Annotated in this window: 29 protein-coding genes; 17 read left to right on the top strand and 12 right to left on the bottom strand. The window is 65.9% G+C overall.

Going from position 1 to position 23,760, the window contains the following annotated elements; genetic code table 11:
• Positions 1–49: 49 nt before the first annotated feature.
• The 3 genes from clpS to icd form a co-directional block, all read right to left on the bottom strand.
• Entirely contained in the window at positions 50–409 is a 360-nt protein-coding gene (gene clpS, locus QTH86_RS04195; protein WP_286645916.1) for an ATP-dependent Clp protease adapter ClpS, read from the bottom strand.
• A 203-nt stretch (positions 410–612) separates the two neighbouring features.
• Positions 613–2,844, bottom strand: coding sequence for an NADP-dependent isocitrate dehydrogenase (locus tag QTH86_RS04190; protein ID WP_286645917.1), 2,232 nt, complete (start codon positions 2,842–2,844; stop codon positions 613–615).
• A gap of 106 nt (positions 2,845–2,950) precedes the next feature.
• On the bottom strand, positions 2,951–4,210 hold the full coding sequence (icd, locus tag QTH86_RS04185) for an NADP-dependent isocitrate dehydrogenase (RefSeq protein WP_286645918.1): 1,260 nt from the start codon (positions 4,208–4,210) through the stop codon (positions 2,951–2,953).
• Positions 4,211–4,398: 188 nt separating this feature from the next.
• Here icd and QTH86_RS04180 point away from each other — a divergent pair, with 188 nt between their 5' ends.
• Together QTH86_RS04180 and QTH86_RS04175 are read left to right on the top strand one after the other, a co-directional pair.
• Entirely contained in the window at positions 4,399–4,716 is a 318-nt protein-coding gene (locus QTH86_RS04180) for a cell envelope biogenesis protein TolA (protein WP_286645919.1), read from the top strand.
• 137 nt (positions 4,717–4,853) lie between these two features.
• Positions 4,854–5,303 (top strand): DUF192 domain-containing protein, encoded by a 450-nt coding sequence (locus QTH86_RS04175; RefSeq protein WP_286645920.1) that lies wholly within the window; start codon positions 4,854–4,856, stop codon positions 5,301–5,303.
• Positions 5,304–5,378: 75 nt separating this feature from the next.
• On the opposite strand, the gene QTH86_RS04170 is transcribed toward QTH86_RS04175, so the two are convergent.
• Together QTH86_RS04170 and xseA are read right to left on the bottom strand one after the other, a co-directional pair.
• Positions 5,379–5,960, bottom strand: coding sequence for a superoxide dismutase (locus tag QTH86_RS04170; protein ID WP_286645921.1), 582 nt, complete (start codon positions 5,958–5,960; stop codon positions 5,379–5,381).
• 48 nt (positions 5,961–6,008) lie between these two features.
• A complete protein-coding gene (gene xseA / locus QTH86_RS04165) occupies positions 6,009–7,304 on the bottom strand; it encodes an exodeoxyribonuclease VII large subunit (protein WP_286646769.1) in 1,296 nt (431 codons plus the stop codon).
• Positions 7,305–7,630: 326 nt separating this feature from the next.
• Here xseA and QTH86_RS04160 point away from each other — a divergent pair, with 326 nt between their 5' ends.
• The 6 genes from QTH86_RS04160 to adk all read left to right on the top strand — a co-directional run bounded on the left by QTH86_RS04160 (position 7,631) and on the right by adk (position 11,394).
• Positions 7,631–8,263, top strand: coding sequence for a MotA/TolQ/ExbB proton channel family protein (locus QTH86_RS04160; protein WP_286645922.1), 633 nt, complete (start codon positions 7,631–7,633; stop codon positions 8,261–8,263).
• Positions 8,264–8,285: 22 nt separating this feature from the next.
• Positions 8,286–8,708 (top strand): ExbD/TolR family protein, encoded by a 423-nt coding sequence (locus tag QTH86_RS04155; protein ID WP_286646770.1) that lies wholly within the window; start codon positions 8,286–8,288, stop codon positions 8,706–8,708.
• A 1-nt stretch (position 8,709) separates the two neighbouring features.
• Positions 8,710–9,690 (top strand): tetraacyldisaccharide 4'-kinase, encoded by a 981-nt coding sequence (gene lpxK, locus QTH86_RS04150; RefSeq protein ID WP_286645923.1) that lies wholly within the window; start codon positions 8,710–8,712, stop codon positions 9,688–9,690.
• The gene (locus QTH86_RS04145) at positions 9,671–9,853 is read left to right on the top strand and encodes a Trm112 family protein (RefSeq protein ID WP_262075405.1); all 183 of its coding nucleotides are present in this window, start codon (positions 9,671–9,673) and stop codon (positions 9,851–9,853) included. The genes lpxK and QTH86_RS04145 overlap by 20 nt, the downstream gene beginning before the upstream one ends.
• On the top strand, positions 9,853–10,617 hold the full coding sequence (gene kdsB, locus QTH86_RS04140) for a 3-deoxy-manno-octulosonate cytidylyltransferase (protein WP_286645924.1): 765 nt from the start codon (positions 9,853–9,855) through the stop codon (positions 10,615–10,617). Before QTH86_RS04145 ends, kdsB begins: the two co-directional genes overlap by 1 nt.
• A 120-nt stretch (positions 10,618–10,737) precedes the next feature.
• Positions 10,738–11,394: an adenylate kinase gene (gene adk / locus QTH86_RS04135; protein ID WP_286645925.1), complete on the top strand. Its 657-nt coding sequence runs from the start codon at positions 10,738–10,740 to the stop codon at positions 11,392–11,394.
• A 53-nt stretch (positions 11,395–11,447) separates the two neighbouring features.
• On the opposite strand, the gene QTH86_RS04130 is transcribed toward adk, so the two are convergent.
• Positions 11,448–12,029 carry a TetR/AcrR family transcriptional regulator gene (locus QTH86_RS04130; RefSeq protein WP_286645926.1) on the bottom strand — a complete coding sequence of 194 codons (582 nt, stop codon included), beginning with the start codon at positions 12,027–12,029 and terminating at the stop codon, positions 11,448–11,450.
• Positions 12,030–12,114: 85 nt separating this feature from the next.
• Here QTH86_RS04130 and QTH86_RS04125 point away from each other — a divergent pair, with 85 nt between their 5' ends.
• The 6 genes from QTH86_RS04125 to QTH86_RS04100 are packed head-to-tail and all read left to right on the top strand — an operon-like array spanning position 12,115 to position 17,086.
• Positions 12,115–12,249 carry a hypothetical protein gene (locus QTH86_RS04125; RefSeq protein WP_286649378.1) on the top strand — a complete coding sequence of 45 codons (135 nt, stop codon included), beginning with the start codon at positions 12,115–12,117 and terminating at the stop codon, positions 12,247–12,249.
• Positions 12,246–13,343, top strand: coding sequence for an alkene reductase (locus tag QTH86_RS04120; protein WP_286645928.1), 1,098 nt, complete (start codon positions 12,246–12,248; stop codon positions 13,341–13,343). The genes QTH86_RS04125 and QTH86_RS04120 overlap by 4 nt, the downstream gene beginning before the upstream one ends.
• Before the next feature lie 57 nt (positions 13,344–13,400).
• On the top strand, positions 13,401–14,189 hold the full coding sequence (locus QTH86_RS04115) for an SDR family NAD(P)-dependent oxidoreductase (RefSeq protein WP_286646771.1): 789 nt from the start codon (positions 13,401–13,403) through the stop codon (positions 14,187–14,189).
• Positions 14,190–14,224: 35 nt separating this feature from the next.
• Positions 14,225–15,211, top strand: coding sequence for an acrylyl-CoA reductase (NADPH) (gene acuI / locus QTH86_RS04110; RefSeq protein WP_286645929.1), 987 nt, complete (start codon positions 14,225–14,227; stop codon positions 15,209–15,211).
• A gap of 12 nt (positions 15,212–15,223) precedes the next feature.
• On the top strand, positions 15,224–16,054 hold the full coding sequence (locus QTH86_RS04105; protein WP_286645930.1) for an alpha/beta fold hydrolase: 831 nt from the start codon (positions 15,224–15,226) through the stop codon (positions 16,052–16,054).
• Positions 16,055–16,084: 30 nt separating this feature from the next.
• Positions 16,085–17,086 (top strand): NADP-dependent oxidoreductase, encoded by a 1,002-nt coding sequence (locus tag QTH86_RS04100; RefSeq protein ID WP_286645931.1) that lies wholly within the window; start codon positions 16,085–16,087, stop codon positions 17,084–17,086.
• A gap of 91 nt (positions 17,087–17,177) precedes the next feature.
• Here QTH86_RS04100 and guaA read toward each other — a convergent pair whose 3' ends face one another.
• The 4 genes from guaA to guaB all read right to left on the bottom strand — a co-directional run bounded on the left by guaA (position 17,178) and on the right by guaB (position 21,046).
• Positions 17,178–18,809, bottom strand: a complete 1,632-nt coding sequence (guaA, locus tag QTH86_RS04095) for a glutamine-hydrolyzing GMP synthase (RefSeq protein ID WP_286645932.1) — start codon at positions 18,807–18,809, stop codon at positions 17,178–17,180.
• A 9-nt stretch (positions 18,810–18,818) separates the two neighbouring features.
• Entirely contained in the window at positions 18,819–19,238 is a 420-nt protein-coding gene (locus QTH86_RS04090; protein ID WP_286646772.1) for a type II toxin-antitoxin system VapC family toxin, read from the bottom strand.
• A gap of 11 nt (positions 19,239–19,249) precedes the next feature.
• Complete coding sequence (locus QTH86_RS04085) at positions 19,250–19,498, bottom strand: type II toxin-antitoxin system Phd/YefM family antitoxin (RefSeq protein WP_286645933.1); 249 nt, start codon at positions 19,496–19,498, stop codon at positions 19,250–19,252.
• 78 nt (positions 19,499–19,576) lie between these two features.
• Positions 19,577–21,046 (bottom strand): IMP dehydrogenase, encoded by a 1,470-nt coding sequence (gene guaB / locus QTH86_RS04080; RefSeq protein ID WP_286645934.1) that lies wholly within the window; start codon positions 21,044–21,046, stop codon positions 19,577–19,579.
• 186 nt (positions 21,047–21,232) lie between these two features.
• Here guaB and QTH86_RS04075 point away from each other — a divergent pair, with 186 nt between their 5' ends.
• Positions 21,233–21,757 (top strand): DUF4124 domain-containing protein, encoded by a 525-nt coding sequence (locus tag QTH86_RS04075; protein WP_286645935.1) that lies wholly within the window; start codon positions 21,233–21,235, stop codon positions 21,755–21,757.
• Between the two features lie 57 nt (positions 21,758–21,814).
• Here the strand turns inward: QTH86_RS04075 and QTH86_RS04070 are convergent, their stop codons facing one another.
• Both QTH86_RS04070 and QTH86_RS04065 read right to left on the bottom strand, forming a co-directional pair.
• Positions 21,815–22,147, bottom strand: coding sequence for an RnfH family protein (locus QTH86_RS04070; RefSeq protein WP_286645936.1), 333 nt, complete (start codon positions 22,145–22,147; stop codon positions 21,815–21,817).
• Entirely contained in the window at positions 22,147–22,593 is a 447-nt protein-coding gene (locus QTH86_RS04065; protein WP_286645937.1) for a type II toxin-antitoxin system RatA family toxin, read from the bottom strand. Before QTH86_RS04065 ends, QTH86_RS04070 begins: the two co-directional genes overlap by 1 nt.
• Positions 22,594–22,656: 63 nt before the next feature.
• Here QTH86_RS04065 and smpB point away from each other — a divergent pair, with 63 nt between their 5' ends.
• A complete protein-coding gene (gene smpB, locus QTH86_RS04060; RefSeq protein ID WP_286645938.1) occupies positions 22,657–23,136 on the top strand; it encodes an SsrA-binding protein SmpB in 480 nt (159 codons plus the stop codon).
• Positions 23,137–23,159: 23 nt separating this feature from the next.
• Positions 23,160–23,729 carry an LbetaH domain-containing protein gene (locus QTH86_RS04055; RefSeq protein ID WP_286645939.1) on the top strand — a complete coding sequence of 190 codons (570 nt, stop codon included), beginning with the start codon at positions 23,160–23,162 and terminating at the stop codon, positions 23,727–23,729.
• Positions 23,730–23,760: the final 31 nt, after the last annotated feature.

Below are 23,760 nucleotides of genomic sequence, written 5' to 3'. Positions count from 1 at the left end.
TTCCTTTTGCCTTGCTGTAAATAACTTCTCAGATGGGTCAGCGGGCGGTTTATTCAACCGGCTCGCTGACGCACTGCAACGGGTGGCCGGCCTGGTGGGCCGCCTCCATCACCTGATTGACCTTGGTGGCGGCCATGTCACGGGAATACACCCCACAGATGCCACGGCCGTCGAGATGGATCTTCAACATGATCTGGGTCGCGGTTTCACGGTCCTTGTTGAAGAACTCCTGAATGACGACGACCACGAACTCCATGGGGGTGTAGTCGTCGTTGAGCATCACCACCTGAAACATCTGCGGTGGGGCGGTTTTCTGGGGGCGGCGCTCCAGAACGACCGAGTCGCCATCCCCCCCCGCGGGCTTCTGGGCCGGCGGCGTGGCGGGTTTCGAGGGGTTTCGGGTTGCCATGAAATTCATTCTATCGAGCGAGCAAGCGCCATGCCGACGCCACAGGATTTGGTGTCATGTTACGGAGAAAACAAGGGTGACGAACAGCCGTATTAGCCAAGTTTTACACGCGTAAAAAAGCCCCGGTGCCTGGGAAGACGCCGGGGCGTTGTCTTTTTCGCGAAAGGGGGCGCCGTCCGCCGCCCTTTCGTGCTTGGCGCAGGTCAGGCGGCAACCGATTTCAAGGCGGCGTTCAGCGTGGCGCTCGGCCGCATGACGGCCTCGCACTTCTCGGCGTCGACGAGGTAGTAGCCGCCGATGTCCGCCGGCTGGCCCTGCACCGCCTTCAGCTCGTCGACGATCTTCTGCTCGTCACGGGTCAGCGCATCGGCCAGGGGGGCGAACTTGGCCTGCAGCGCCTTGTCGTCGGTCTGGGCCGCGAGTTCCTGCGCCCAGTACATCGCCAAGTAGAACTGGCTGCCGCGGTTGTCCAGCTGGCCGGTCTTGGGCGACGGGTTCTTGTTGTTGTCCAGCAGCTTGCCGGTGGCGGTGTCCAGCGTCTTCGCCAGGATCTTGGCCTGGGCGTTCTTGGTCTTCAGACCCAGGTCTTCCAGCGACACGGCCAGGGCCAGGAATTCACCCAGCGAGTCCCAGCGCAGGTGGTTTTCTTCCACCAGTTGCTTGACGTGCTTCGGCGCGGAACCGCCGGCGCCCGTCTCGTACATGCCGCCGCCGGCCATCAGGGGCACGATCGACAGCATCTTGGCGCTGGTGCCCAGTTCCATGATCGGGAACAGGTCGGTCAGGTAGTCGCGCAGGATGTTGCCGGTGACCGAGATGGTGTCCAGGCCGCGAATGACGCGTTCCAGCGTGTAACGCATGGCGCGCACCTGCGACATGATCTGGATGTCCAGGCCCTGGGTGTCGTGGTCCTTGAGGTAGGTCTGGACCTTCTTGATCATTTCGGCTTCATGCGGGCGGTACGGGTCGAGCCAGAACAGGGCCGGCATGCCCGAATTGCGGGCGCGGGTGACGGCCAGCTTGACCCAGTCGCGGATCGGTGCGTCCTTGACCTGGCACATGCGCCAGATGTCGCCGGCTTCCACGTTCTGCGACAACAGCACTTCGCCGGTCGCGAGGTCGACGATGTTGGCGACGCCGTCTTCGGTCACCTCGAAGGTCTTGTCGTGCGAGCCGTATTCCTCGGCCTGCTGCGCCATCAGGCCCACGTTCGGCACCGTGCCCATGGTCACAGGGTCGAAGTTGCCGTTGGTCTTGCAGAAGTTGATGATCTCCTGGTAGATGCGGGCGAAGGTGCTTTCTGGGATGACCGCCTTCGTGTCCTTCGGCTTGCCGTCCGCGCCCCACATCTTGCCGCCGATACGGATCATGGCCGGCATCGAGGCGTCGACGATCACGTCGTTGGGCGCGTGCAGGTTCGTGATGCCCTTGGCCGAGTCGACCATCGCCAGCTCCGGGCGGTGCTCGTGGCAGGCGTGCAGGTCACGGATGATCTCTTCCTTCTTGGTCGACGGCAGCGACTCGATCTTGGTGTAGAGGTCGACCATGCCGTTGTTGACGTTCACGCCCAACTCGTCGAACAGCTTGCCGTGCTTCTCGAAGGCTTCCTTGTAGAACACGCGCACGGCGTGGCCGAAGACGATCGGGTGCGACACCTTCATCATCGTGGCCTTGACGTGCAGCGAGAACATCACGCCGGTCTCGCGGGCGTCTTCCATCTGCTCTTCGTAGAAGGCCAGCAGGGCCTTCTTGCTCATGTACATGCTGTCGATGATCTCGCCGGCCAGCAGCGACACCTTCGGCTTGAGCACCGTGGTCTTGCCGCTCTTGCCGACCAGTTCCATCTTGACGTCGCGCGCCTTGTCCAGCGTCATCGACTTTTCGCCGTGGTAGAAATCGCCGTGCTTCATGTGGGCCACGTGCGTGCGCGAAGCCATGCTCCACTTGCCCATGCTGTGCGGGTTCTTGCGCGCGTATTCCTTGACGGCCTTGGGCGCACGGCGGTCGGAGTTGCCTTCGCGCAGCACGGGGTTCACGGCGCTGCCCAGGCACTTCGAGTAACGGGCGCGGATCGCCTTCTCTTCGTCGGTCTTGGGGTCTTCCGGGTAGTCCGGGATCTTGTAGCCGCGGGCCTGCAGTTCCTTGATGGCGCTGATGAGCTGGTGCACCGACGCGCTGATGTTCGGCAGCTTGATGATGTTGGTGTCGGGCAGCAGCGTGAGCTTGCCGAGTTCGGCCAGGTTGTCGGGCACGCGCTGCGCTTCGGTCAGCGATTCCGGGAACTGGCCCAGGATGCGGGCGGCCACCGAGATGTCGCTGGTCGTCACGTCGATGCCGGCGGGGGCCGTGAAGGTACGGATGATCGGCAGGAAGGCCTGCGTCGCCAGGAACGGCGCTTCGTCGGTCAACGTGTAGATGATGGTTGGTTTGCTCATGCGGCCTGCATCCTTGATGTCATTGGGTCTGTCTGTCACCGGCGCCCGCCGGATCGTCGATTATTGTCGCCGGTCGCACGCTTGCGCGCTGCGGTCGCGGCGACGCTCACATGTGGTCGATCATCACCTGCCCGAAACCCGAGCAGCTGACCTGTGTCGCGCCGTCCATCAGGCGTGCGAAGTCGTAGGTGACCTTCTTGCTGAGGATCGATCGGCGCAGCGACTGGATGATCAGGTCGGCCGCCTCTTTCCAGCCGATGTGGCGCAGCATCATCTCGGCCGAGAGGATCTCCGACAGCGGGTTGACGTAGTCCTTGCCGGCGTACTTGGGCGCCGTGCCGTGCGTGGCTTCGAACATCGCCACGGTATCGCTCAGGTTGGCCCCGGGCGCGATGCCGATGCCACCGACCTGCGCGGCCAGCGCGTCGGAGAGGTAGTCGCCGTTGAGGTTGAGCGTGGCCACCACCGAATACTCGGCCGGGCGCAGCAGGATCTGCTGCATGAAGGCATCGGCCACCCGGTCCTTCACGGTGATGAATTTGCCCGAATGGGGGTTCTTCACCCGCATCCAGGGGCCGCCGTCGATCAGTTCCCCGCCGAACTCCTTGGCCGCGAGGCCATAGCCCCAGTCGCGGAAGGCACCTTCGGTGAACTTCATGATGTTGCCCTTGTGCACGATCGTCACGGAGGGCTTGTCGTGGTCGATCGCGTACTGGATCGCCTTGCGCATCAGGCGCTCCGTCCCCTCGCGTGACACCGGCTTGATGCCGATGCCGGAGGTTTCGGGGAAGCGGATCTTCTGGATGCCGAAATCGTTCTGGAGCAAGGCGATGAGCTTCTTGGCCTGCTCGCTCCCGGCCGCGAATTCGATACCGGCATAGATGTCCTCCGAGTTCTCGCGAAAGAGCACCATGTTCGTCTTGTGCGGCTCCTTCAGCGGGCTCGGGACGCCGTCGAAATACTGGATCGGACGCAGGCAGACATACAGGTCGAGCGCCTGTCGCAACGCCACGTTGAGCGAACGGATGCCGCCCCCCACCGGCGTGGTCAGCGGGCCCTTGATCGAGACGACGTGCTCGCGCACCGCCTGCACGGTTTCGTCCGGCAGCCACACGTCGGGGCCGTAGAGCCGGGTCGATTTCTCGCCGGCGAAAACCTCCATCCAGTGGATCTTTCGGCGGCCGTCGTAGCTCTTGGCCACGGCCGCATCGACCACCCGGAGCATGACCGGCGTGATGTCGACCCCGATGCCGTCCCCTTCGATGAAGGGAATGATCGGCTGATCCGGCACAAGGAGTGAATTGTCGGCGCTGACGGTGATCTTCTGACCGGCGGATGGAACCTGAATGTGCTGGTAGCTCGACATTGGGCGGAGTTGCTCCGAGGTGACATTTGATGGTCGAAGCGACTTCAACCGCTGTTATTAGCCTTAGAATTTTAGACGCAAGCAATCATGTCGAATGCCGTGTCAACCGCGGTCGATGCGGCTTCGTTGTTTGCTGACCTTCTGCTGGGCGGAAGGCGTAATCACTCAACTCCTCGAGGAATTCCCAAATGAACAAAGCTCTCGCAGTCCTGATCGCCGGCCTTTTCGCTGCAGGCGCCTACGCCCAGACCCCCTCGGCCGAAAAAGCGCCGGTGACCAACACCGCGCCGCAGGCCCGCGCCGAAGCCAAGGTGGCCAGCAAGCCCGCCGGCCAAGTGAAGGCCGGCGCCGGCGGCGACATCAACAAGGTCCCCGAAGGCGGCGCGGTCGGCACCGACAAGGCGGCTGTCGCTGGTGAAAAGCGCGCTGAAACGCGTGACGCCCGCCGCACCAACAAGGACGGCTCGGTCAAGCGCAAGTCGACCCAAGGCGGCACCCCCAAGTAATTGGAGTTGCTCTAAAAAGAAGCGTTCTTCGGAACGCTTTTTTTTCGCCCGCGTCAAAGGGGCTGCACTCTCACGGCGCGCCTCCCTCCAATTGGGTACGCTCCCATCCTCCTTTTGATCATCGAATTCAACGCATCATGTTTTCGCGCGCCATTGCCCTGTTTTCTTTGTGCCTGCTGCCCTTTGCAGCGCTCTCGCAGGAAGCCCAGATGGATCTTCCTCGCGTGAAGTTGTCCGCCGGCATGTACCAGATCGATGCGCAGGTCGCGCAGACGCCCCAGCAGCAGCAGGTGGGCTTGATGTTCCGCAAGGAGATGCCGCAGGCCGAGGGCATGCTGTTCGTCTTCGAGCAGCCGTCGACGCAATGCTTCTGGATGAAGAACACGCTGCTACCGCTGTCGGCCGCGTTCGTGGCCGACGACGGGCGCATCGTCAACATCGTGGACATGCAGCCGCTCACGCTCGACTCGCACTGCTCCGAGGAGCCGGTCCGCTTCGTCCTGGAGATGAACCAGGGCTGGTTCGCCAAGAAGAACATCAAGAAGAATGCCAAGCTGGGCGGCGCGCCCTTCCAAGCCAGGCGCTGAGGCTACCGGTGCGCAACACCGAGACGACAAAAAGCCGGCACGAAGCCGGCTTTCTCTCGAAGGCAGAGCCCGGACTTAAGCGAAGTTCTTCTGCGCGAAGTCCCAGTTGACCAGCTTGGCCAGGAAGGTCTCGACGAACTTCGGGCGCAGGTTGCGGTAGTCGATGTAGTAGGCATGCTCCCAGACGTCGACGGTGAGCAGTGCCTTGTCGGCGGTGGTCAGCGGCGTGCCGGCAGCGCCGGTGTTCACGATGTCGACAGTGCCGTCGGCCTTCTTCACGAGCCAGGTCCAGCCGGAGCCGAAGTTGCCGACGGCCGACTTCACGAAGGCTTCCTTGAAGGCGTCGTAGCTGCCCCACTTGGCGTCGATGGCCTTGGCCAGGTCACCGGTCGGAGCGCCGCCGCCCTGCGGCTTCATGCAGTTCCAGAAGAAGGTGTGGTTCCAGATCTGCGCGGAATTGTTGTAGATGCCGCCGCTGGACTTCTTCACGATCTCCTCGAGCGTCATGCTCTCGAACTCGGTGCCCTTCTGCAGGTTGTTCAGGTTCACGACGTAGGCGTTGTGGTGCTTGCCGTAGTGGTACTCGAGCGTTTCCTTCGAATACTCGGGCGCGAGGGCGTCGAGGGCGTACGGGAGAGGAGGAAGGACGTGTTCCATATTCTTGGCTCGTGGGTTGGTTGTGGGATGAGGGATTCTAGAAAGGATTCACGCGCCCCGCGTCGGCGGGGGCCGCGTGCGCACGGCGTCGACGTGGACATCGAGGCTGCCGTCGGCCAGTCGCGCGGACAGTGCATCGCCCGCAGCGATGCGTGCGGTGCTGGTCACGGCCTGCCCTCGCGCGTCGACCAGCCACGCATAGCCGCGCTGCAGCACCTGCGCCGGATCGAGCAGGCGCAGTCGCGTGTCCAGCCGGTCGAGGCGTTCGCGCTGCTGGCGCAGGCTACCTTGCAACAGCGCGGGCCAGCCTTGATGCGCGGTGCGTGCCCGTTGGGCGAGCCGCTGGTGCTGCGACGCGACGGCATAGCGCAGCCGCTGCGCCTCGCGCGCCAATCGCAGTTGCTGTCGCAGCACGACGGACGACGGTCGCCCGAGCCGGCCGGCAGCCAGGTCCAGCCGCTGACCGAGCAGGTCGAGCCGCGCGCCAAGGGCGTCGTTCAACTTGCCTTCGATCAGGTCCAGCGCGCCGAGCCAGACCTCGCGCGGCGCGGACACCAGCTCTGCCGCCGCGGTCGGCGTCGGTGCACGCAGGTCGGCGCAGAAGTCGGCGATGGTGAAGTCGGTCTCGTGGCCGACGCCGCACACCACGGGCACGGGGCTCTGCACGATGGCGCGCGCCAGGGTTTCGTCGTTGAAGGCCCACAGGTCTTCGATCGAGCCGCCGCCGCGTACCAGCAGGATGACATCGACGGGCTGCGGCGACGTCCAGAGCGACTGCAGCGCCCGCACCAGTTCGGCCGGCGCGCCGGCGCCCTGCACGGCGGCTGGCGCCAGCACGACCGGGATGTGCGGCACCCGACGGCGCAGGGCGGTCACCACGTCGTGCAGTGCCGCGGCGCCGAGCGACGTGACCACGCCGACGGCGCGCGGCATGGTCGGCAAGGCCCGCTTGCGCGCCGGGTCGAAGAGCCCTTCCGCCTCGAGCTTGGCCTTGCGCTGCAGGAACTGTTCGAACAGCGCGCCCTGCCCTGCGCGCGACAGGCTTTCGACCACCAGTTGCAAATCGCCGCGCGGCTCGTAGACCGCGAGTCGGCCGCGCACCTCGACCTGGTCGCCATCGCGCGGCGAGAAATCCACCAGGCTGGCGGCGCGCCGGAACATGGCGCAGCGCAGTTGCCCGGAGGCATCCTTCAGCGCGAAGTAGCAGTGGCCGCTGGCCGCACGCGAGAAGCCGGAGATCTCGCCCTGCACGGTGACCGGGTTGAAGCGCGCGTCGAGCGCATCGGCGACCGCATGGCACAAGGCGCCAACCGCCCACACGCGCGGCGCGACACCGCGCGACATCTCGGCATCGATCACAGCGAAATGCTCTCGGCGACAGCCACTCTTCCACAGTGCAGCACGTGCACGTTGCCCGCCCACGCACCCGCCTCAGGGAAGCACGGCTTGTGGTGCAAGCTATTGATTTCGTTGGAGAAAGTGCTGCTCAAAATTCGATCGTCCTAATGCGAGGCCCTGTCCATGCGGGTGCGGACCAGTTGCCAACGCAGTTAATCACAAAGTTATCCACAGAATCTGTGCGTCGTCGCTGACAGCGATGCGACGCGGTTTCTGGCGCGGCACTCGGTGATAATCGCCGCGCATTTGCAATCCAAGGGCCGGAGGATTTCTTGTTTTCCATCATAGTTGCTGCGGGCTGGCCGATCTGGCCGCTGCTCGCCTGTTCGGTGCTCGCCTTGGCCTTGGTGATCGAACGCTTCACGAGCCTGAAGACGGCACGTGTCCTGCCGCCCAAATTGCTCGACGAGGCCATCAATGTGTCGCGCAACGCGGTGCCGGGCCCCGATGTCGTGACCAAGCTCGAAAAGAACTCGGCGCTGGGCGAAGTGCTCGCCGCCGGGTTTCGTGCGCTGAACGCCAACCCGCGCTGCAGCGAGGAAGATGTCCGCGCCGCCATGGAAGCTTCCGGCCGCACGGTGGCGCACCGTCTGGAGCGCTGGCTCCCGGCGCTCGCCACCATCGCTTCGGCCGCGCCGCTGCTCGGCCTGCTGGGCACCGTGATCGGCATGATCGAGATCTTCGGCTCGCAGTCGCCGGCCGGTGGCGCGGTGGGTTCGGGCAATCCGGCGCAACTGGCGCACGGGATCTCGATCGCGCTCTACAACACCGCCTTTGGCCTGATCGTCGCCATTCCCACCTTGATCTTCTGGCGCTACTTTCGCACCCGGGTCGACGAATACCTGCTGAACCTCGAGCTGGCCGGCGAGCGCTTCGCGCGGCATCTCAACGCGCTGCGCAAGTGAGCCCGCGATGAAGCCCGGTCGCATGCATTTCCGCCACGGCGCGCGCGACGAGCCGGAAATCAACTTGATCCCGTTCATCGACGTGCTGCTGGTCGTGCTCATCTTCCTGATGCTGTCGACGACCTACAGCAAGTTCACCGAGATGCAGCTGCGCCTGCCGGTGGCCGATGCCGAGCCGCAACGCGACTACCCCAAGGAAGTGATCGTCGCCGTGTCGGCGGACGGCCGCTATTCGATCAACCGCAACGTCCTGCCCGACCGCAGCGTCGAGACGGTCGCCGCCGCGCTCACGGCGGCGGGCGGCACCAAGGACAGCGTGGTCATCATCAGCGCCGACGCCAGCGCGGCGCACCAGGCCGTGATCACGGTGATGGAGGCCGCACGCCGGGCCGGCATGGTGCAGATCACCTTCGCCACGCAATCCGCCGCCCAGGCGGGGCGCTGACTTGCAGCTGCAGCGCGTCTGGCTCGAACGGGGCGCGGTCGCGCGGCTGCTGTGGCCGCTGTCACGATGCTTCGGCCTGCTCGCGGCACTGCGCCGCGCGCTGTATCGCGCGGGCTGGCTGCACACCGAGCGCGCCGGCGTGCCGGTCGTGGTGGTGGGCAACGTGGTCGCCGGTGGTGCGGGGAAGACCCCGGTCGTGATGGCCATCGTCGAGCACCTTCGCGCCCGCGGCGTGCGGGCCGGCGTGATCTCGCGCGGCCACGGCCGCCGCACCACCGACTGCCGCGAAGTGCACGACGACAGCGACCCGCGCGACGTCGGCGACGAGCCGGCGCTGGTCCGCCGATCGACCGGCGCCCCCGTGTTCGTCGCAGCTCGGCGCATCGACGCGGCACGCGCGCTGACGGCGGCCTACCCGGACGTCCGCGTGATCGTCAGCGACGACGGCTTGCAGCACCTAGCAATGGCGCGCGACGTCGAGGTCTGCGTCTTCGACGACCGCGGCATCGGCAACGGCTGGCTGCTGCCGGCCGGGCCCTTGCGCGAGCCCTGGTCGCGGGCCTGCGATCTGGTGCTGCACACCGGTGCGCGGCCGGCCTTCGCCGGTTTCACGGCGCGACGCTCGCTGGCCGCATCGGCCGTGTCGGCGGACGGTGCCACGGTGCCGATCGCAGCGCTGGCCGGTCGGCCGCTGATCGCCGTGGCCGGCATCGCTAAGCCCGACAGCTTCTTCCAGATGCTGCGCGACCAAGGCCTCGTACCCGCCCGTTGCATCGCCCTGCCCGACCACCACGATTTCGACGATTGGGCACGGGTTGCCGCCGCCGATGCGACCGTGCTGTGCACCGAGAAAGACGCGCTCAAGCTCTGGCGCCGGCAGCCGGACGCGCTCGCCGTGCCGCTGCGCTTCGAGCCGGCGCCCGCCTTCCTGGCAGCGCTCGATGCAAAGCTATCATCGCTCGATGGACACCAAGCTTCTTGAACTGCTCGTCTGCCCCGTCACCAAGGGCCCGCTGACCTGGGACGCCGAGAAAAAGGAACTGGTCTCGCGCAGTGCGCGGCTGGCCTACCCGGTGCGCGACGGCATTCCCGTGCTGCTCGAGAACGAAGCCCGCACCCTATCGGACGACGAACTCGGCCTTTGATGCCCTTCACCGTCCTGATTCCAGCGCGCCTGGCCTCCACGCGCCTGCCCGACAAGCCGCTGGCGAACATCGGCGGCGTGCCGATGGTCGTGCGCGTGGCGCAACGCGCCCAGTCGTCCGGCGCCTCGCGCGTCGTCGTCGCGGCGGACCATGCGCGCATCGTCGACGCCTGCACCGCGCACGGCATCGACGCGCTGCTCACGCGCACCGACCACCCGAGCGGCAGCGATCGCCTGGCCGAGGCCTGCACCCGACTCGCGCTGCCGGACGACGCGATCGTCGTGAACGTGCAGGGCGACGAACCCCTCATCGAGCCGGCGCTGATCGACGCCGTCGCGGCCGAACTGGCCGCGCAGCCGGAGGCCGCCATGAGCACCGCCGCACATGCGATCGATTCGCCCGCCGATTTCGGCAACCCGAATGTCGTGAAGGTGGTGCTCGACGCGCGCGGCTCCGCGCTGTATTTCAGCCGCGCGCCGATTCCCTGGTGGCGCGATGGTCCTGCGTCGAACGACGGGCCCGCCGTGCCGACGGCGCCGCCACCGTTGCGGCACATCGGCATCTACGGCTACCGCGCAGGCTTCATCCGCAGGTTTCCGACGCTGGCACCGGCCCCCATCGAAACCACCGAAGCGCTCGAACAGTTGCGGGCACTGTGGCATGGCTTCCGCATCGCGGTGCACATCAGCGACCACAGCCCGGGCCCGGGCGTCGACACGCCGGAAGACCTGGCCCGCGTGCGTGCGCTGTTTGCGGGTCGCTGAGGCGTCTTTCGCGGGCATTTCGCACGGGTGCGCATGCTATCCTCGACGCAACTCCGCCCTGCCCCTTGCCCCCGTGGCCGGCTCGGCGCGACAGAAATCTAAGAACCGTCCGAGGACACCATGAGACTGATTTTGTTGGGCGCCCCCGGGGCAGGCAAAGGCACGCAAGCCGCTTTCATCTGCAAGAAGTACAACATCCCGCAAATCTCGACGGGCGACATGCTGCGCGCCGCGGTCAAGGCCGGCACGCCCCTGGGCCTGCAGGCCCAGGCCGTGATGGCCTCGGGCGCGCTGGTGAGCGATGACCTGATCATCAACCTCGTCAAGGAACGCATCGCGCTGCCCGACTGCGCGAGCGGCTTCCTGTTCGACGGCTTTCCACGCACGATTCCCCAGGCCGACGCCATGCGCGCGGCCGGTGTGAAGCTCGACTACGTGCTCGAGATCGACGTGCCCTTCGCCGACATCATCGAGCGCATGAGCGGCCGTCGCTCGCACCCGGCCTCGGGCCGGATCTACCACGTCAAGTTCAATCCGCCGAAGGTGGACGGCAAGGACGACCTGACCGGCGAAGACCTGGTGCAGCGCGAAGACGACAAGGAAGAGACCGTGCGCAAGCGGCTCGACGTCTACAGCCAGCAGACCCGTCCGCTGGTCGACTACTACGCCGACTGGGCCAGGGCCGAACCGTCCGCCGCGCCCAAGTACCGCGCCATCAGCGGCGTCGGCACGGTCGACGAGATCACGCAGCGCGCCCTGACCGCCCTGAGCAGCTGAAGCGCCCAGCAGCCGCAGGGCTGCTGGGGCGACCGACGCCCTGAGTGTGTCGGCTACACGTCGAGGGACGACAGCCTCGACAGGACTGCCGTACGGCAGACATCCAGAATTTCATCGGCGAGCGGCGAGTCGTCAGGACACGCCCGCGACAGCACCACGGCGCCGATCACCTGCGCGATGACGTCGATATGCGCGGCACGCAGGTCTGCCTCCCGTTTACTGTCCTCCGGCACGCCGGACTGGTCTGCCAGGTTCGCCAGCATGCCTTCAACGCCATTCGCAAAAGCCGCCTTGATCGACGCCGGCTGACGCGCAGCGTCTCCGCATAGCGCAGCCATCGTGCAACCTTCCCCCCGAGCGTCCCGGTGCTCACGGGACAAGTAGTCTTTGACGAACGCTCCCGCATCGACCCCTTCGGCTTTGGCGGCCGCCTCGGCAAAACCACAGGTCGCCGCTTCCGCCATCAGATCGGCCTTGGATCCGAAGTGCTTGTAGAACCCGCCGTGCGTGAACCCCGCGGTCGCCATCAAGTCCGCGATCCCCACCCCATCGTAGCCATGCTCGCGAAACAGCGCAGAGGCCGTTTCGACGATGTGCGCCCGGTTCGCCTGGGCCTGCGCTTTGGTGACCTTCATGTCCAGGAACTCTCTCGATGTGCCATTAGGTGATGGCATGAATATACATTGATGTTACTTATCATCAAAGTCCTTGACATCAAAGATGATGATCGACATCATTAAAACACCTTCGCTTGGAAGGCTTCTGGACCGGAGCGATCCCCATCTGACCGCTTCCGCCTTCCTCCAGCATTTCCGCGGCTTTGACGCATCAACGACAAACAGCAAACCAGCATGACTGACAAAACGCTTTTCGAGCCCTACACACTGGGCTCACTCCAACTGGCCAACCGCATCGTGATGGCGCCGCTGACGCGCAATCGTGCGGGTGCGGGTCTGGTCCCCAGCGAGCACGCCGCCACCTACTACAGTCAACGCGCCTCGGCGGGCCTCCTCATCACCGAGGCCACCCAGATCTCGGCCGATGCCCAGGGTTACCAGGACACGCCGGGCCTCTACACCCAGCCGCAGATCGACGGCTGGCGCAAAGTGACCGACGCTGTTCATGCCAAGGGCGGGCGGATCTTCGTCCAGTTGTGGCACGTGGGCCGCATCTCCCACGTCGACCTGCGGCCTGGCCGCACCGCGCCGGTGGCGCCCTCTGCCATCCGCGCCGCGACCAAGACCTTCGTCAACAATGGTTTTCACGACGTCTCCGAGCCACGTGCGCTGACCTTGGATGAGCTTCCGGGCATCGTCGAGGATTTCCGCCAGGCTGCGGCCAACGCGATCGCCGCCGGCTTCGACGGCGTCGAGATCCACGGTGCCAACGGCTATCTGCTCGAACAGTTCATCAAGGACGGCGCCAATGCCCGCACGGACGCGTACGGCGGCTCCATCGAGAACCGCGCGCGCCTGCTGCTCGAAGTCACGGCGGCCGTGGCGAAGGAGATCGGTGCCGAACGCACCGGTGTGCGCCTCTCGCCGGTGTCGTCGGCCGGCGCCATTTCCTGCAGCGATCCGCAGCCGCAGTACGACTACATCGCCGAGCAACTCAGTGCACTGGGCATCGTCTACCTGCACGTGGTCGAAGGCGCCACCGGTGGTCCCCGCGATGCCGCACCGTTCGATTTCGATGCCTTGCGCACCCGCTTCAAGAACACCTACCTGGCCAACAACGGGTATGGCCTCGAACTGGCCAACGCCCGCCTGATCGAAGGCAAGGCCGACCTGTTCGCCTTCGGCCGCCCCTTCATCGGCAACCCCGATCTGGTCGAAAGACTGAAAGCCGGCGCACCCCTCGCCACCCTGAACCCGGCCACGCTCTATGGGGGTGGCGCGGCGGGCTACATCGACTACCCGGCGCTCGCCGGTTCCAGCGCCCAGCAGTGATTGCCCCATGCCGCACACCGCGGCATGGGCTCGCCCTTCTATCAAGAGAAAAAACACATGACCACTCGTTCCACTGTTCTCATCACGGGCGCCTCGACCGGCATCGGCGCCATCTATGCCGACCGCTTCGCACGCCGCGGCCACGACCTGGTGCTGGTGGCACGCGACAAGGCACGCCTGGAAACGCTCGCGGCGCGCCTGCGTGCGGAAACCGGCGCCGCCGTCGATATCCTCCCGGCCGACCTGACCCAGGCCAGCGATCTGGCCGCCGTCGAGGCGCGCCTGCGCGAGGACGCCAGGATCGACACCCTGATCAACAACGCCGGAGCCGCACTGCCCGGCCAGTTCATTGACCAATCGACCGACGATGTCGCCCGTCTGGTCACGCTCAACACCACCGCACTGGTCAGGCTGGCGAGTGCCATCGCCCCGCGCCTGGCGCAGGCCGGCAAAGGCGCGATCGTCAACATCGGCTCGGTGGTCGGACTGGCACCCGAGTTCGGCATGTCGGTCTACGGTGCAACCAAGGCCTTCGTGCTGTTCCTGTCCCAGGGCTTGAGCCTGGAGCTCACGCCCAAGGGGGTCTATGTGCAGGCGGTGTTGCCTGCCGGCACCCGTACCGAGATCTGGGAGCGCGCGGGCATCGATACCCGTGCGATGCCTGAATTGATGGCGGCGGACGAGCTGGTGGATGCCGCGCTGGCCGGATTCGACCGCCGTGAGCTCGTGACGATCCCACCGCTGCACGATGCCGCGCGCTGGGAGGTGCTGAACACGGCACGTCAGACCCTGATCGCGGACATCCGGCAGGCGCAGGTGGCCGAGCGCTATCGAACCGCCGCCTGAAACGGCAAAAGACTCCGGAACGGAAAGGACAGCACATGACGTTCAAAGCACTGCTCGCCAGCAAGACCGGCGACACCATTTCAAGCAGCCTGGTCGACTTCAAGGCCGAGGATCTGATGCCGGGCGACGTCACCGTCGCGGTCGAGTACTCGACGGTGAACTACAAGGACGCGATGGCGCTCAGTGGCCGGTCACCGGTCATTCGCCAGTTTCCGCTGATTCCGGGCATCGACTTTGCCGGTGTCGTCGAGTCGTCGACCTATCCCGGCCTCGTCGCTGGCGACCGTGTGCTGGCGACCGGCTGGGGTCTCAGTCAGACCCACCACGGCGGCTTCGCGCAGAAGGCGCGGGTGAGCGGTGATTGGCTGGTCAAGGTCCCGGACGTCTTTTCGACCCGGGATGCCATGGCCATTGGCACTGCCGGGTTCACGGCCATGTTGTCCGTGCTCGCACTGGAGCATGGCGGCCTCGCGCCCGAGCATGGCGACATCCTGGTGACCGGCGCCAATGGCGGCGCCGGTTCCGTGGCGATCGCACTGCTGTCGGGCCTGGGCTATCGCGTGATCGCATCGACCGGGCGTCTCGAGGAATCCGATTACCTGCGTGCGCTGGGCGCGGCGGACGTCATCGACCGCCACACCCTGTCCGACGCGGGCGCACCGATCGCCAAGGAGCGATGGGCCGGAGCCATCGATTCGGTCGGCAGCCATACGCTGGCGAACGTCCTGGCGCAGACCCGGTATCGCGGCGTGGTCGCGGCCTTCGGCCTCGCACAGGGGGCGGATCTGCCGGCCTCCGTCCTGCCCTTCATCCTGCGCAACGTCACCCTCGCCGGTATCGACTCGGTCAATGCACCGCAGCCCGTGCGGCTGCAGGCGTGGACGCGTCTGGCCAGTGACCTGGACCTGGACAAGCTGGCGCGAACCACCCAGGTGATCGGCCTGGCCGAGGTCTCCGAAGTCGCCCGCCAGGTTCTCGCAGGGAAGGTTCAGGGGCGCACCATCGTCGACGTGAACGCCTGACCGGCCTCGCACATGCCCTACATCGATGCCCCCAACCGATCGATCGATGTCGACGGGACTGCGTTCGCGTACCGCGAGCTGGGGCCGCGCCGTGGCGTACCGCTGGTCCTGCTCAACCACTGGGGCGCGGTCCTCGACAATTTCGACCCGCGCATCGTCGATGGACTTGCCCGCAGGCATCGCGTCATCGCCATCGACTACCGGGGGATCGGCGCTTCGGGCGGAACGGCACCCGTGACCATCGATGCGATGGCACAGGACGCGATCGCGCTGATCCACGCACTGGGTTTCGAGAAGGTCGATCTGCTGGGCTTCTCCCTCGGAGGATTCGTGGCGCAGGACATCGTGCTGAAAGCCCCCGGCCTGGTGCGCCGGCTCCTCTTGACCGGCACGGGGCCGGCGGGCGGCCGAGGCATCGACCAGGTCGGCGCGGTTTCCTGGCCGCTGATGGTCAAGGGCTTGCTGACGCTGCGCGATCCGAAGACCTACCTGTTCTTCACCTCGACGGCCCATGGCCGTCAAGCCGCGAAAGCCTTCCTGGAGCGACTGAAGGAGCGCAAGTCGGAGCGGGACAAGGGGCCGACGCCCGGGGCCTTCCTGCGACAGCTCAAGGCCATCAAGGCCTGGGGCCGGCAGTCGCCGCAGGATCTGGGCGGCATCCGCATTCCTGTGCTGATCGCCAATGGCGACAACGACATCATGGTGCCTACCGTGAACAGCCATGAGATGGCGCGTCGCATTCCCGGCGCGCAACTGGTCATCTACAAGGACGCCGGGCATGGCGGGATCTTCCAGTACCACGGCGAGTTCGTGTCCCAGACGCTGGCCTTCCTCCATGACTGAACAATCAAAAACTCTGGAAAAAAGTCCCCCATGAAGGCCTTCATCATCGATCGGTACGGAAAGAAAGAAGTCGGCCGCATCGGCGAAATGCCCGACCCCGAGGTGCGGGACGACGATGTTCTGATCCAGATCCACGCGGCCAGCATCAATCCCCTGGACTCGAAGATCAAGGGCGGCGAATTCAAGCTGATTCTTCCCTACCGCCTCCCCCTGATCCTGGGCAACGACATGGCCGGTACGGTGGTGCGGGTCGGCGCTCGCGTTCGCGACTTCAAGCCCGGTGATGAGGTCTATGCACGCCCCGATGACGATCGCATCGGCACCTTCGCCGAGTTCATCGCCGTCAAGGCATCATCGCTGGCGCTGAAGCCCGCGAATCTCAGCATGGTCGAGGCCGCGTCCCTTCCTCTGGTGGCCCTGACGGCCTGGCAGACGCTCGTCGAAACCGCCAAGCTGAAGAAGGGGCAGAAGGTGCTGATCCATGCCGGCGCCGGCGGCGTCGGCACCATCGCCATCCAGCTGGCCAAGCATCTGGGGGCGCTCGTGGCCACGACCACCAGCACGGCCAACATCGCCTGGATGAAGGCCCTGGGCGCGGACGTCGTCATCGACTACAAGCAGCAGGACTTCGCCACGATGCTTCATGACTACGACGTGGTGCTGAACAGCCTCGGCAACGACGAGCTGAACAAATCACTCCAGGTTCTCAGGCCGGGCGGGCACCTCATCTCCATCTCCGGCCCCCCCACCCCGGCGTTCGCCGCCGCGCGAGGCCTGGCCTGGCCGCTGCAACAGGTGCTGCGCCTGCTGAGTTTCGGCATCAGGAAGAAGGCGAAGAAGAGCGGGGTCGACTACACCTTCGTCTTCATGCGGGCCGATGGAGCGCGGTTGCGCGAGATCACATCGCTCGTCGAATCAGGCGCCATCCGCCCCGTTGTCGACAAAGTCTTCCCGTTTCAGGACACCTACCAAGCGCTGGCCTACGCAGACGGGGGGCGCGCCAAGGGCAAGGTCGTGGTGCAAATGATGTAGTGCTCGTGAGCATCTCGGGTGGCGACCGCGTTCCTCGGCAAGCCGTGGTTGGCACTGCCGCGTCGCTAGTGCAGACAACGGCAGAGGCGACTCACTCCCACTCGATCGTCGCCGGCGGCTTGCTCGACACGTCGTAGGTCACGCGATTGATCCCGCGCACCTCGTTGATGATGCGGCCCGACACCTTCTTGAGCAGTGCGTACGGCAGCTCGGCCCAGTCCGCAGTCATGAAGTCGCTGGTCTGCACGGCGCGCAGCGCGACGACGTAGTCGTAGGTGCGGCCGTCGCCCATCACGCCCACGCTCTTCACGGGCAGGAAGACGGTGAAGGCCTGGCTGGTCAGGTCGTACCAGGTCTTTCCGGTTTCCGGATCGACGAAATTTCGCAGTTCCTCGATGAAGATCGCGTCGGCGCGACGCAGAAGGTCAGCGTATTCCTTCTTCACTTCGCCGAGGATGCGCACGCCCAGGCCCGGGCCGGGGAACGGGTGGCGGTACACCATCTCGGGCGGCAGGCCCAGCGCCACGCCGAGTTCGCGCACTTCGTCCTTGAACAGGTCGCGCAGCGGCTCGAGCAGCTTCAGGCCCAGTTGCTCCGGCAGGCCACCGACGTTGTGGTGGCTCTTGATGGTCACGGCCTTCTTGCTCTTGGCACCGCCCGACTCGATGACGTCGGGGTAGATGGTGCCTTGCGCCAGGAAGGTCGCGCCCTTGTGGCCGCCGTCACCGGCCTTGAGCTTCGCAGCCTCTTGCTTGAACACGGTGACGAACTCGCCGCCGATGATCTTGCGCTTGGCTTCGGGGTCGCTCACGCCGGCGAGCTTGCCGAGGAAAAGATCGCTGGCGTCGACGCGGATCACCTTGGCATTGAGCTTGCCTTCGAACATCTCCATGACGAGGTCACCCTCGTTCAGGCGCAGCAGGCCGTGGTCGACGAAGACGCAGGTGAGCTGGTCGCCGATCGCGCGGTGGATGAGCGCCGCGGCCACACTCGAATCGACGCCGCCCGACAGGCCGAGGATGACTTCCTCGTCGCCCACCTGCGCGCGGATCTTCTCGACGGCTTCGGCGACGTGGTCGCGCATGACCCAGTCCGGCTTGGCTTCGCAGATGCCGTGGACGAAGCGCTCGATGATCGCCTTGCCCTGCACCGTGTGCGTGACTTCGGGGTGGAACTGCACGGCGTAGTAGCGGCGTGCTTCGTCGGCCATGCCGGCGATGGGGCAGCTGTCGGTGCTGGCCATCAGCTTGAAGCCGGGCGGCAGCTCGGTGACCTTGTCGCCGTGGCTCATCCACACGTTCAGCATGCCGTGACTTTTCCCGTCTGATCCTGGCGTGGTGAAGTCGGCGATGCCCTCGAGCAGCGCCGTGTGGCCGTGGGCGCGCACGGCCGCGAAGCCGAATTCGCGCTTGTGGCCGCCCTCGACCTTGCCGCCCAACTGGTGCGCCATGGTCTGCATGCCGTAGCAGATGCCCAGCACCGGCACGCCGAGGTCGAACACGGCCTGCGGGCACTTGTCGGTGGTCTCTTCGTACACACTGGCGTGGCTGCCGGAGAGGATCACGCCCTTCAAGTGGCCGTCGGCCGCATATTCGCGCACCCATTCGTCGGTGACGTCGCACGGATGCACTTCGCTCAACACATGCGCTTCGCGCACGCGGCGCGCGATCAGCTGGGTGACTTGCGAGCCGAAGTCGAGGATGAGGATCTTGTCGTGTTGCATGGCGGGGACTCAGAGCGTTGAAATGTCGAACAGCTTCACGCCAGCGTGGGGCGCGGCCTGGATGAGTTGCTCGTCGAGGGTGGCGAGCGGAAGGTTGAGCGAACGGGCCAGCCACAGATAGCCCGCGTCGTAGAGCGAGACGCCGGCATCGATGGCGACGGCCAGCACGGCCTTGTGCTGGGCGGGCGCGAGTTCATGCAACTCGACCCGGTGGCGGACGGCGTCGAGCACACTCCACAGGCCTTCGACGGCCGCCGGCGGAATGCGTCCGCTGCGCACGCCATTGGCCAGGATATTGGCGCATTCCCACTGCCAGGCGTTGGGCGCCTGCGGCTCGACCTCGTCGCGGCGAATGGCGGCGTAGAGTTTGCGGGTGTGGGCGTTGGCTTGGTCGGGCAGCAGCCAGGCGGCGGTGACCGAGGCGTCCATGACGAAAGCGCTCACGCTTGCCGCCCCTGATCGCGCAGGGCTCGCACCGCGGCACCGGGGCGGATGGTCGCGTGCAGCGCATCCATCTGGCCGAGTTCGCGCGCGATCTGCTCGTCGGTGATCACCGGCTTGCGGCGTACCGGCAGCATCCGCACCACCTCTTTGCCGTGGCGCGTGATGCGAACCTCCTCGCCCTTCTCGACCAGGTCGATCAGGGCCGAGAAGTTGTTCTTGGCTTCAGCGATACCGATGGATTGCATTGGGGCCAGAATTTAAAAGTCTGGCCCGAATTCTACCCATAATCTGGCCCGACTTGAAAAGTCGGGCCAGAATCAGGGTCACTCGGCGCGGTAGTTCGGCGCTTCCTTCGTGATCTGCACGTCGTGGACGTGGCTCTCGCGGATGCCCGCGGTCGTGATCTCGACGAACTCGGCCTTGTTCTGCATGTCGGCGATCGTGGCGCAGCCGCAGTAGCCCATACTGGCGCGAACGCCGCCGGCCATCTGGTAGATGATCGAAACGATCGACCCCTTATAAGGGACCCGGCCCTCGATGCCTTCGGGCACCAGCTTGTCAGTGTTGGGGTTGCCGGTGCTCGATTCCTGGAAGTAGCGGTCGGCACTGCCCTGCTGCATCGCGCCGATGGAGCCCATGCCGCGGTAGCTCTTGTAGCTGCGGCCCTGGTACAGCACGATCTCGCCCGGCGCCTCTTCGGTGCCGGCGAACATGCTGCCCATCATCACGGTGCTGGCGCCGGCCGCGATCGCCTTGGCGATGTCGCCGGAATAGCGCACACCGCCATCGGAAATGAGCGGCACGCCCGTGCCCTGCAGCGCGGTCGCGACGCTGTCGACCGCCATGATCTGCGGCACGCCCACGCCGGCCACGATGCGGGTGGTGCAGATCGAGCCCGGGCCGATGCCGACCTTGACCGCGTCCGCGCCCACATCGGCCAGCGCACGCGCCGCGTCGCCGGTCGCGATGTTGCCGCCGATCACGTCGACCTGCGGGTAGTTCTGCTTGACCCAGCGCACCCGGTCGATCACGCCCTTGCTGTGGCCGTGCGCCGTGTCGACCACGATGGCGTCGACGCCCGCGCGCACCAGCGCCTCGACGCGCTCTTCGGTGCCCTCGCCCACGCCCACCGCCGCGCCTACGCGCAGCCGGCCATTCGGGTCGCGTGCGGCGTTCGGGAACGTGGTCTGCTTGGTGATGTCCTTCACCGTGATCAGACCCTTCAGCTCGAAGGCGTTGTCGATGACCAGCAGGCGTTCGAGCTTGTACTTGTTGAGCAGCGCCTTGGCGTCGGCCAGCGTCGTGCCGTCGGGCACGGTGATGAGCTTGTCGCGCGGCGTCATGATTTCGCTGACGGGCGCGTTGTAGCGGGTCTCGAAGCGCAGGTCGCGGCCGGTCACGATGCCGACCACCTTGCCCGCGTCGACCACCGGGAAGCCGGAGATGCCGAGCTGTTCCGACAGCGCCATCACCTCGCGCACCGTGTGCGTGGGGGTGATGACCACCGGGTCGCGCAGCACGCCGGATTCGTAGCGCTTGACCTTCGACACCTCGGCCGCCTGCTGCTGCGCTGTGAGGTTCTTGTGGACGATGCCCATGCCGCCTTCCTGCGCGATGGCGATCGCGAGGCGGGCTTCGGTCACGGTGTCCATCGCCGCAGAAACCAGCGGCAGGTTCAGCGTGATGTTTCGGGAGAGTCGCGTGGCGAGGGAGGTGTCCTTGGGCAGGACCTGGGAGAACGCTGGCACCAGCAACACATCGTCGAAGGTGAGCGCTTTGCCGAGAAGGCGCATGGGGAAGGCTCCAAAAGACGGATTGTAACGAGCCCCGCCCGGAATCATGGTGCCGCCCCCGGGTTGTCCCTCTTCCGTGGCGCCCCGACCGCGTTCCGCTGCGGACTGTGCCCGAATACCAACTCCCACCCGACCCCCGACCCGCCAAACATATTGCAAAACGTAAGGGAGCGCTAAACTTCCCGCATGAAATTCATGCGTTTGCTGATGCTGTGGGGGGTGTGCGTGCTGCCGTTGGTCGCGAGCGCCCAATGGCAGTGGGTCGACAAGGACGGCAAGAAGGTCTTCAGCGACCAGGCGCCGCCCACCGACGTGCCCGAGAAGAACATCGTGCGGCGCCCCGGCTCGCCGAGTGCACGCCCCAGCTTCGCACCCGCACCCGCCGACCCGGCTGCCGCGGGTTCCGAACCCGCCCGCGCGCCAGCCAGCGCCGCCAGTGCCGCCCGCCCGACCGGCATCGACAAGGAGCTCGAAGAAAAGGCGCGCAAGGCCGAAGAAGCGGAAAAGGCCAAGCAGGCCGCGGAAGCGCAGAAGGTCGCCAAGGCCAAGGCCGACAACTGCAACCGCGCCCGTCAGGGCAAGGCCACCTTCGACAGCGGCATGCGCGTGGCGCGTCTGAACGCCCAGGGCGAGCGCGAGGTCATGGACGACAAGGCGCGCGCCGTCGAGCAGCAGCGCCTGCAGAGCATCATCGACAGCGACTGCAAGTGACGGTTCGCGCGGCGTTCCGAGCCGGGCCACGACACGTTGCCGCCGGCGCCACCAGCGTCAGTACCCCGCCTTGCCGCCTTCGCGGCGCCGCGCGAACAGCCCCGTGCCCTTGCGACCTTGCTGCTTGAAGCGCTCGCGCCGCGCGACCTTCGGATCGACCAGCAGCGCACGGCACAGTTCGACCCGATCGCCTTCGGCCAACACCTGATCCCACTCGGCGGCACGGCCCCAGATGCCCGCGGTCAGCGCACGCCAATCCAGGCCTGCGAAACGGGCCGGCAGGCCGCTCGCACGCACGGCGTCTTCCAGCGTGGCACCCGGCGGGAGCGCCAGCGCTTCCTCGAACACGGTGCGGGGCGCCGGCGCACAGACCAGCGTGACGGTGACCATCAGGGGGCTCCGTAGACCTGCTCGGCGCGCTTGACGAACGCCTCGACCAGGCTGGACGCGATCTTGTCGAACACCGGGCCGACGAGCGCCTGCAGCGCGAAGTTGCTGAAGCCATAACTCAGGTCGAGCTCCACGCGGCAGGCCCGCTCGCCCGCCTCCCCCACGGGGTTGAACTTCCAGAGGCCATCGAGGTTGGAGAACGGCCCCTCGACAAGTTTGAGGTGCACCTCGCGCCCCGGCACATGCGTGTTGCGGGTGGTGAATTGCTGGCGCAGCCCACCGAAGGCGAGCCCGACTTCGGCGGTCATGCCGGCCTCGTCGTGCTCGATCACGCGTGCGCGGTCGCACCACGGAAGGAACTCGGGATACTTGGCCACATCGGTGACAAGGGCGTACATCTCATCAGCGCTGTACCAGATGAGAACGGACTTGTGGACGGTTTTCATAGAATCGACACGGTGTGTGCGTTTCGATTGTATTGATGCCATGCGCCCCCATCTGAGACCGCCATGGCCACCAAGAAACAACAAGACTCCTCCGCCCGCATCGCCGACAACAAAAAGGCCTCGTACAACTACTTCTTCGAAGAGCGTTTCGAGGCGGGCCTCGTGCTCGAAGGCTGGGAGGTCAAGTCGCTGCGCGAAGGCAAGGTGCAGCTCACCGACGGCTACGTCGTGATCCGCGACGGCGAGATGTTCGTCGTGGGCCTGCAGATCAACCCGCTGCGCAGCGCCTCGACCCACACCACGCCCGATTCGATCCGCACCAAGAAGCTGCTGCTGCACAAGGAACAGATCCGCCGCCTCACCGGCAAGATCGAGCAGAAAGGCTACACCCTGGTGCCGCTCAACCTGCACTGGAAGGCCGGCAAGGTGAAGTGCGAAATCGCGCTGGCCAAGGGCAAGGCCGAACACGACAAGCGCGACACCATCAAGGACCGCGAAGGCAAGCGCGAAGTCGAACGCGCGATGAAGAGCCGCAACCGTTGAACCGCTGACAGGACCGACACACCATGGCCATCCAACCGCTCGACGCCAGCCGCAGCAATCCCAGCGAAGGCGGCCCCAGCTTCTCGCTGTCCAACCGCCTGCTGCGAGGCGCCTGGAACCTGACCTGGTTGCTCTTCGCATCCTGGACGCCGACGCCGCTCAAGCCATGGCGACGTTTCCTGCTGAAGCGCTTCGGTGCCAAGCTCGGTGTCGGTGCCGATGTGCGCGGCAGCGCGCGCGTGTGGTACCCACCGCACCTGCACCTGGGAGACCGCGCGGTGCTGGCCCAGCACGTGACCTGCTACAACATGGCGCCGATCCACCTTGGCCCGGACGCGCTCGTGTCGCAGGGCGCCCACCTGTGCGCCGGCACCCACGACATCACGTCACCGGTGTTCCAGCTGACGACCAAGCCGATCACCATCGGTGCGAAGGCCTGGATCGCGGCGGGCGCCTTCGTCGGCCCGGGTGTCGTCGTCGGTGAAGGCGCCGTGCTCGGTGCCTGCGCCGTGACCTTCAAACCGCTCGAGCCCTGGGGCGTCTACGCCGGCAACCCGGCGCAGCGCATCAAGACGCGGGTGCTGCGCACCTGATGTTTATTTCGACGGTGAGGGAATAAGCACC

This window comes from Variovorax sp. J2L1-78, from assembly GCF_030317205.1.
Taxonomy (GTDB): domain Bacteria; phylum Pseudomonadota; class Gammaproteobacteria; order Burkholderiales; family Burkholderiaceae_C; genus Variovorax; species Variovorax arabinosiphilus.
The sequence above is the reverse complement of the archived record's forward strand: the minus strand, read 5'-3'. Positions and strand labels throughout refer to the sequence as shown.

Coding starts and splice junctions, on each gene's coding strand:
- acuI (WP_286645929.1), top strand. CDS start 14,225: ATGACGTTCAAAGCACTGCTCGCCAGCAAGACCGGCGACACCATTTCA.
- QTH86_RS04120 (WP_286645928.1), top strand. CDS start 12,246: ATGACTGACAAAACGCTTTTCGAGCCCTACACACTGGGCTCACTCCAA.
- QTH86_RS04055 (WP_286645939.1), top strand. CDS start 23,160: ATGGCCATCCAACCGCTCGACGCCAGCCGCAGCAATCCCAGCGAAGGC.
- QTH86_RS04145 (WP_262075405.1), top strand. CDS start 9,671: ATGGACACCAAGCTTCTTGAACTGCTCGTCTGCCCCGTCACCAAGGGC.
- QTH86_RS04170 (WP_286645921.1), bottom strand. CDS start 5,960: ATGGAACACGTCCTTCCTCCTCTCCCGTACGCCCTCGACGCCCTCGCG.
- icd (WP_286645918.1), bottom strand. CDS start 4,210: ATGTCGAGCTACCAGCACATTCAGGTTCCATCCGCCGGTCAGAAGATC.
- QTH86_RS04115 (WP_286646771.1), top strand. CDS start 13,401: ATGACCACTCGTTCCACTGTTCTCATCACGGGCGCCTCGACCGGCATC.
- QTH86_RS04175 (WP_286645920.1), top strand. CDS start 4,854: ATGTTTTCGCGCGCCATTGCCCTGTTTTCTTTGTGCCTGCTGCCCTTT.
- QTH86_RS04130 (WP_286645926.1), bottom strand. CDS start 12,029: ATGAAGGTCACCAAAGCGCAGGCCCAGGCGAACCGGGCGCACATCGTC.
- QTH86_RS04105 (WP_286645930.1), top strand. CDS start 15,224: ATGCCCTACATCGATGCCCCCAACCGATCGATCGATGTCGACGGGACT.
- smpB (WP_286645938.1), top strand. CDS start 22,657: ATGGCCACCAAGAAACAACAAGACTCCTCCGCCCGCATCGCCGACAAC.
- adk (WP_286645925.1), top strand. CDS start 10,738: ATGAGACTGATTTTGTTGGGCGCCCCCGGGGCAGGCAAAGGCACGCAA.
- guaB (WP_286645934.1), bottom strand. CDS start 21,046: ATGCGCCTTCTCGGCAAAGCGCTCACCTTCGACGATGTGTTGCTGGTG.
- clpS (WP_286645916.1), bottom strand. CDS start 409: ATGGCAACCCGAAACCCCTCGAAACCCGCCACGCCGCCGGCCCAGAAG.
- QTH86_RS04065 (WP_286645937.1), bottom strand. CDS start 22,593: ATGAAAACCGTCCACAAGTCCGTTCTCATCTGGTACAGCGCTGATGAG.
- guaA (WP_286645932.1), bottom strand. CDS start 18,809: ATGCAACACGACAAGATCCTCATCCTCGACTTCGGCTCGCAAGTCACC.
- QTH86_RS04125 (WP_286649378.1), top strand. CDS start 12,115: ATGATGATCGACATCATTAAAACACCTTCGCTTGGAAGGCTTCTGGAC.
- QTH86_RS04155 (WP_286646770.1), top strand. CDS start 8,286: ATGCATTTCCGCCACGGCGCGCGCGACGAGCCGGAAATCAACTTGATC.
- QTH86_RS04075 (WP_286645935.1), top strand. CDS start 21,233: ATGAAATTCATGCGTTTGCTGATGCTGTGGGGGGTGTGCGTGCTGCCG.
- QTH86_RS04190 (WP_286645917.1), bottom strand. CDS start 2,844: ATGAGCAAACCAACCATCATCTACACGTTGACCGACGAAGCGCCGTTC.
- QTH86_RS04070 (WP_286645936.1), bottom strand. CDS start 22,147: ATGGTCACCGTCACGCTGGTCTGTGCGCCGGCGCCCCGCACCGTGTTC.
- xseA (WP_286646769.1), bottom strand. CDS start 7,304: ATGTCGCGCGGTGTCGCGCCGCGCGTGTGGGCGGTTGGCGCCTTGTGC.
- QTH86_RS04085 (WP_286645933.1), bottom strand. CDS start 19,498: ATGCAATCCATCGGTATCGCTGAAGCCAAGAACAACTTCTCGGCCCTG.
- QTH86_RS04090 (WP_286646772.1), bottom strand. CDS start 19,238: ATGGACGCCTCGGTCACCGCCGCCTGGCTGCTGCCCGACCAAGCCAAC.
- QTH86_RS04180 (WP_286645919.1), top strand. CDS start 4,399: ATGAACAAAGCTCTCGCAGTCCTGATCGCCGGCCTTTTCGCTGCAGGC.
- kdsB (WP_286645924.1), top strand. CDS start 9,853: ATGCCCTTCACCGTCCTGATTCCAGCGCGCCTGGCCTCCACGCGCCTG.
- QTH86_RS04100 (WP_286645931.1), top strand. CDS start 16,085: ATGAAGGCCTTCATCATCGATCGGTACGGAAAGAAAGAAGTCGGCCGC.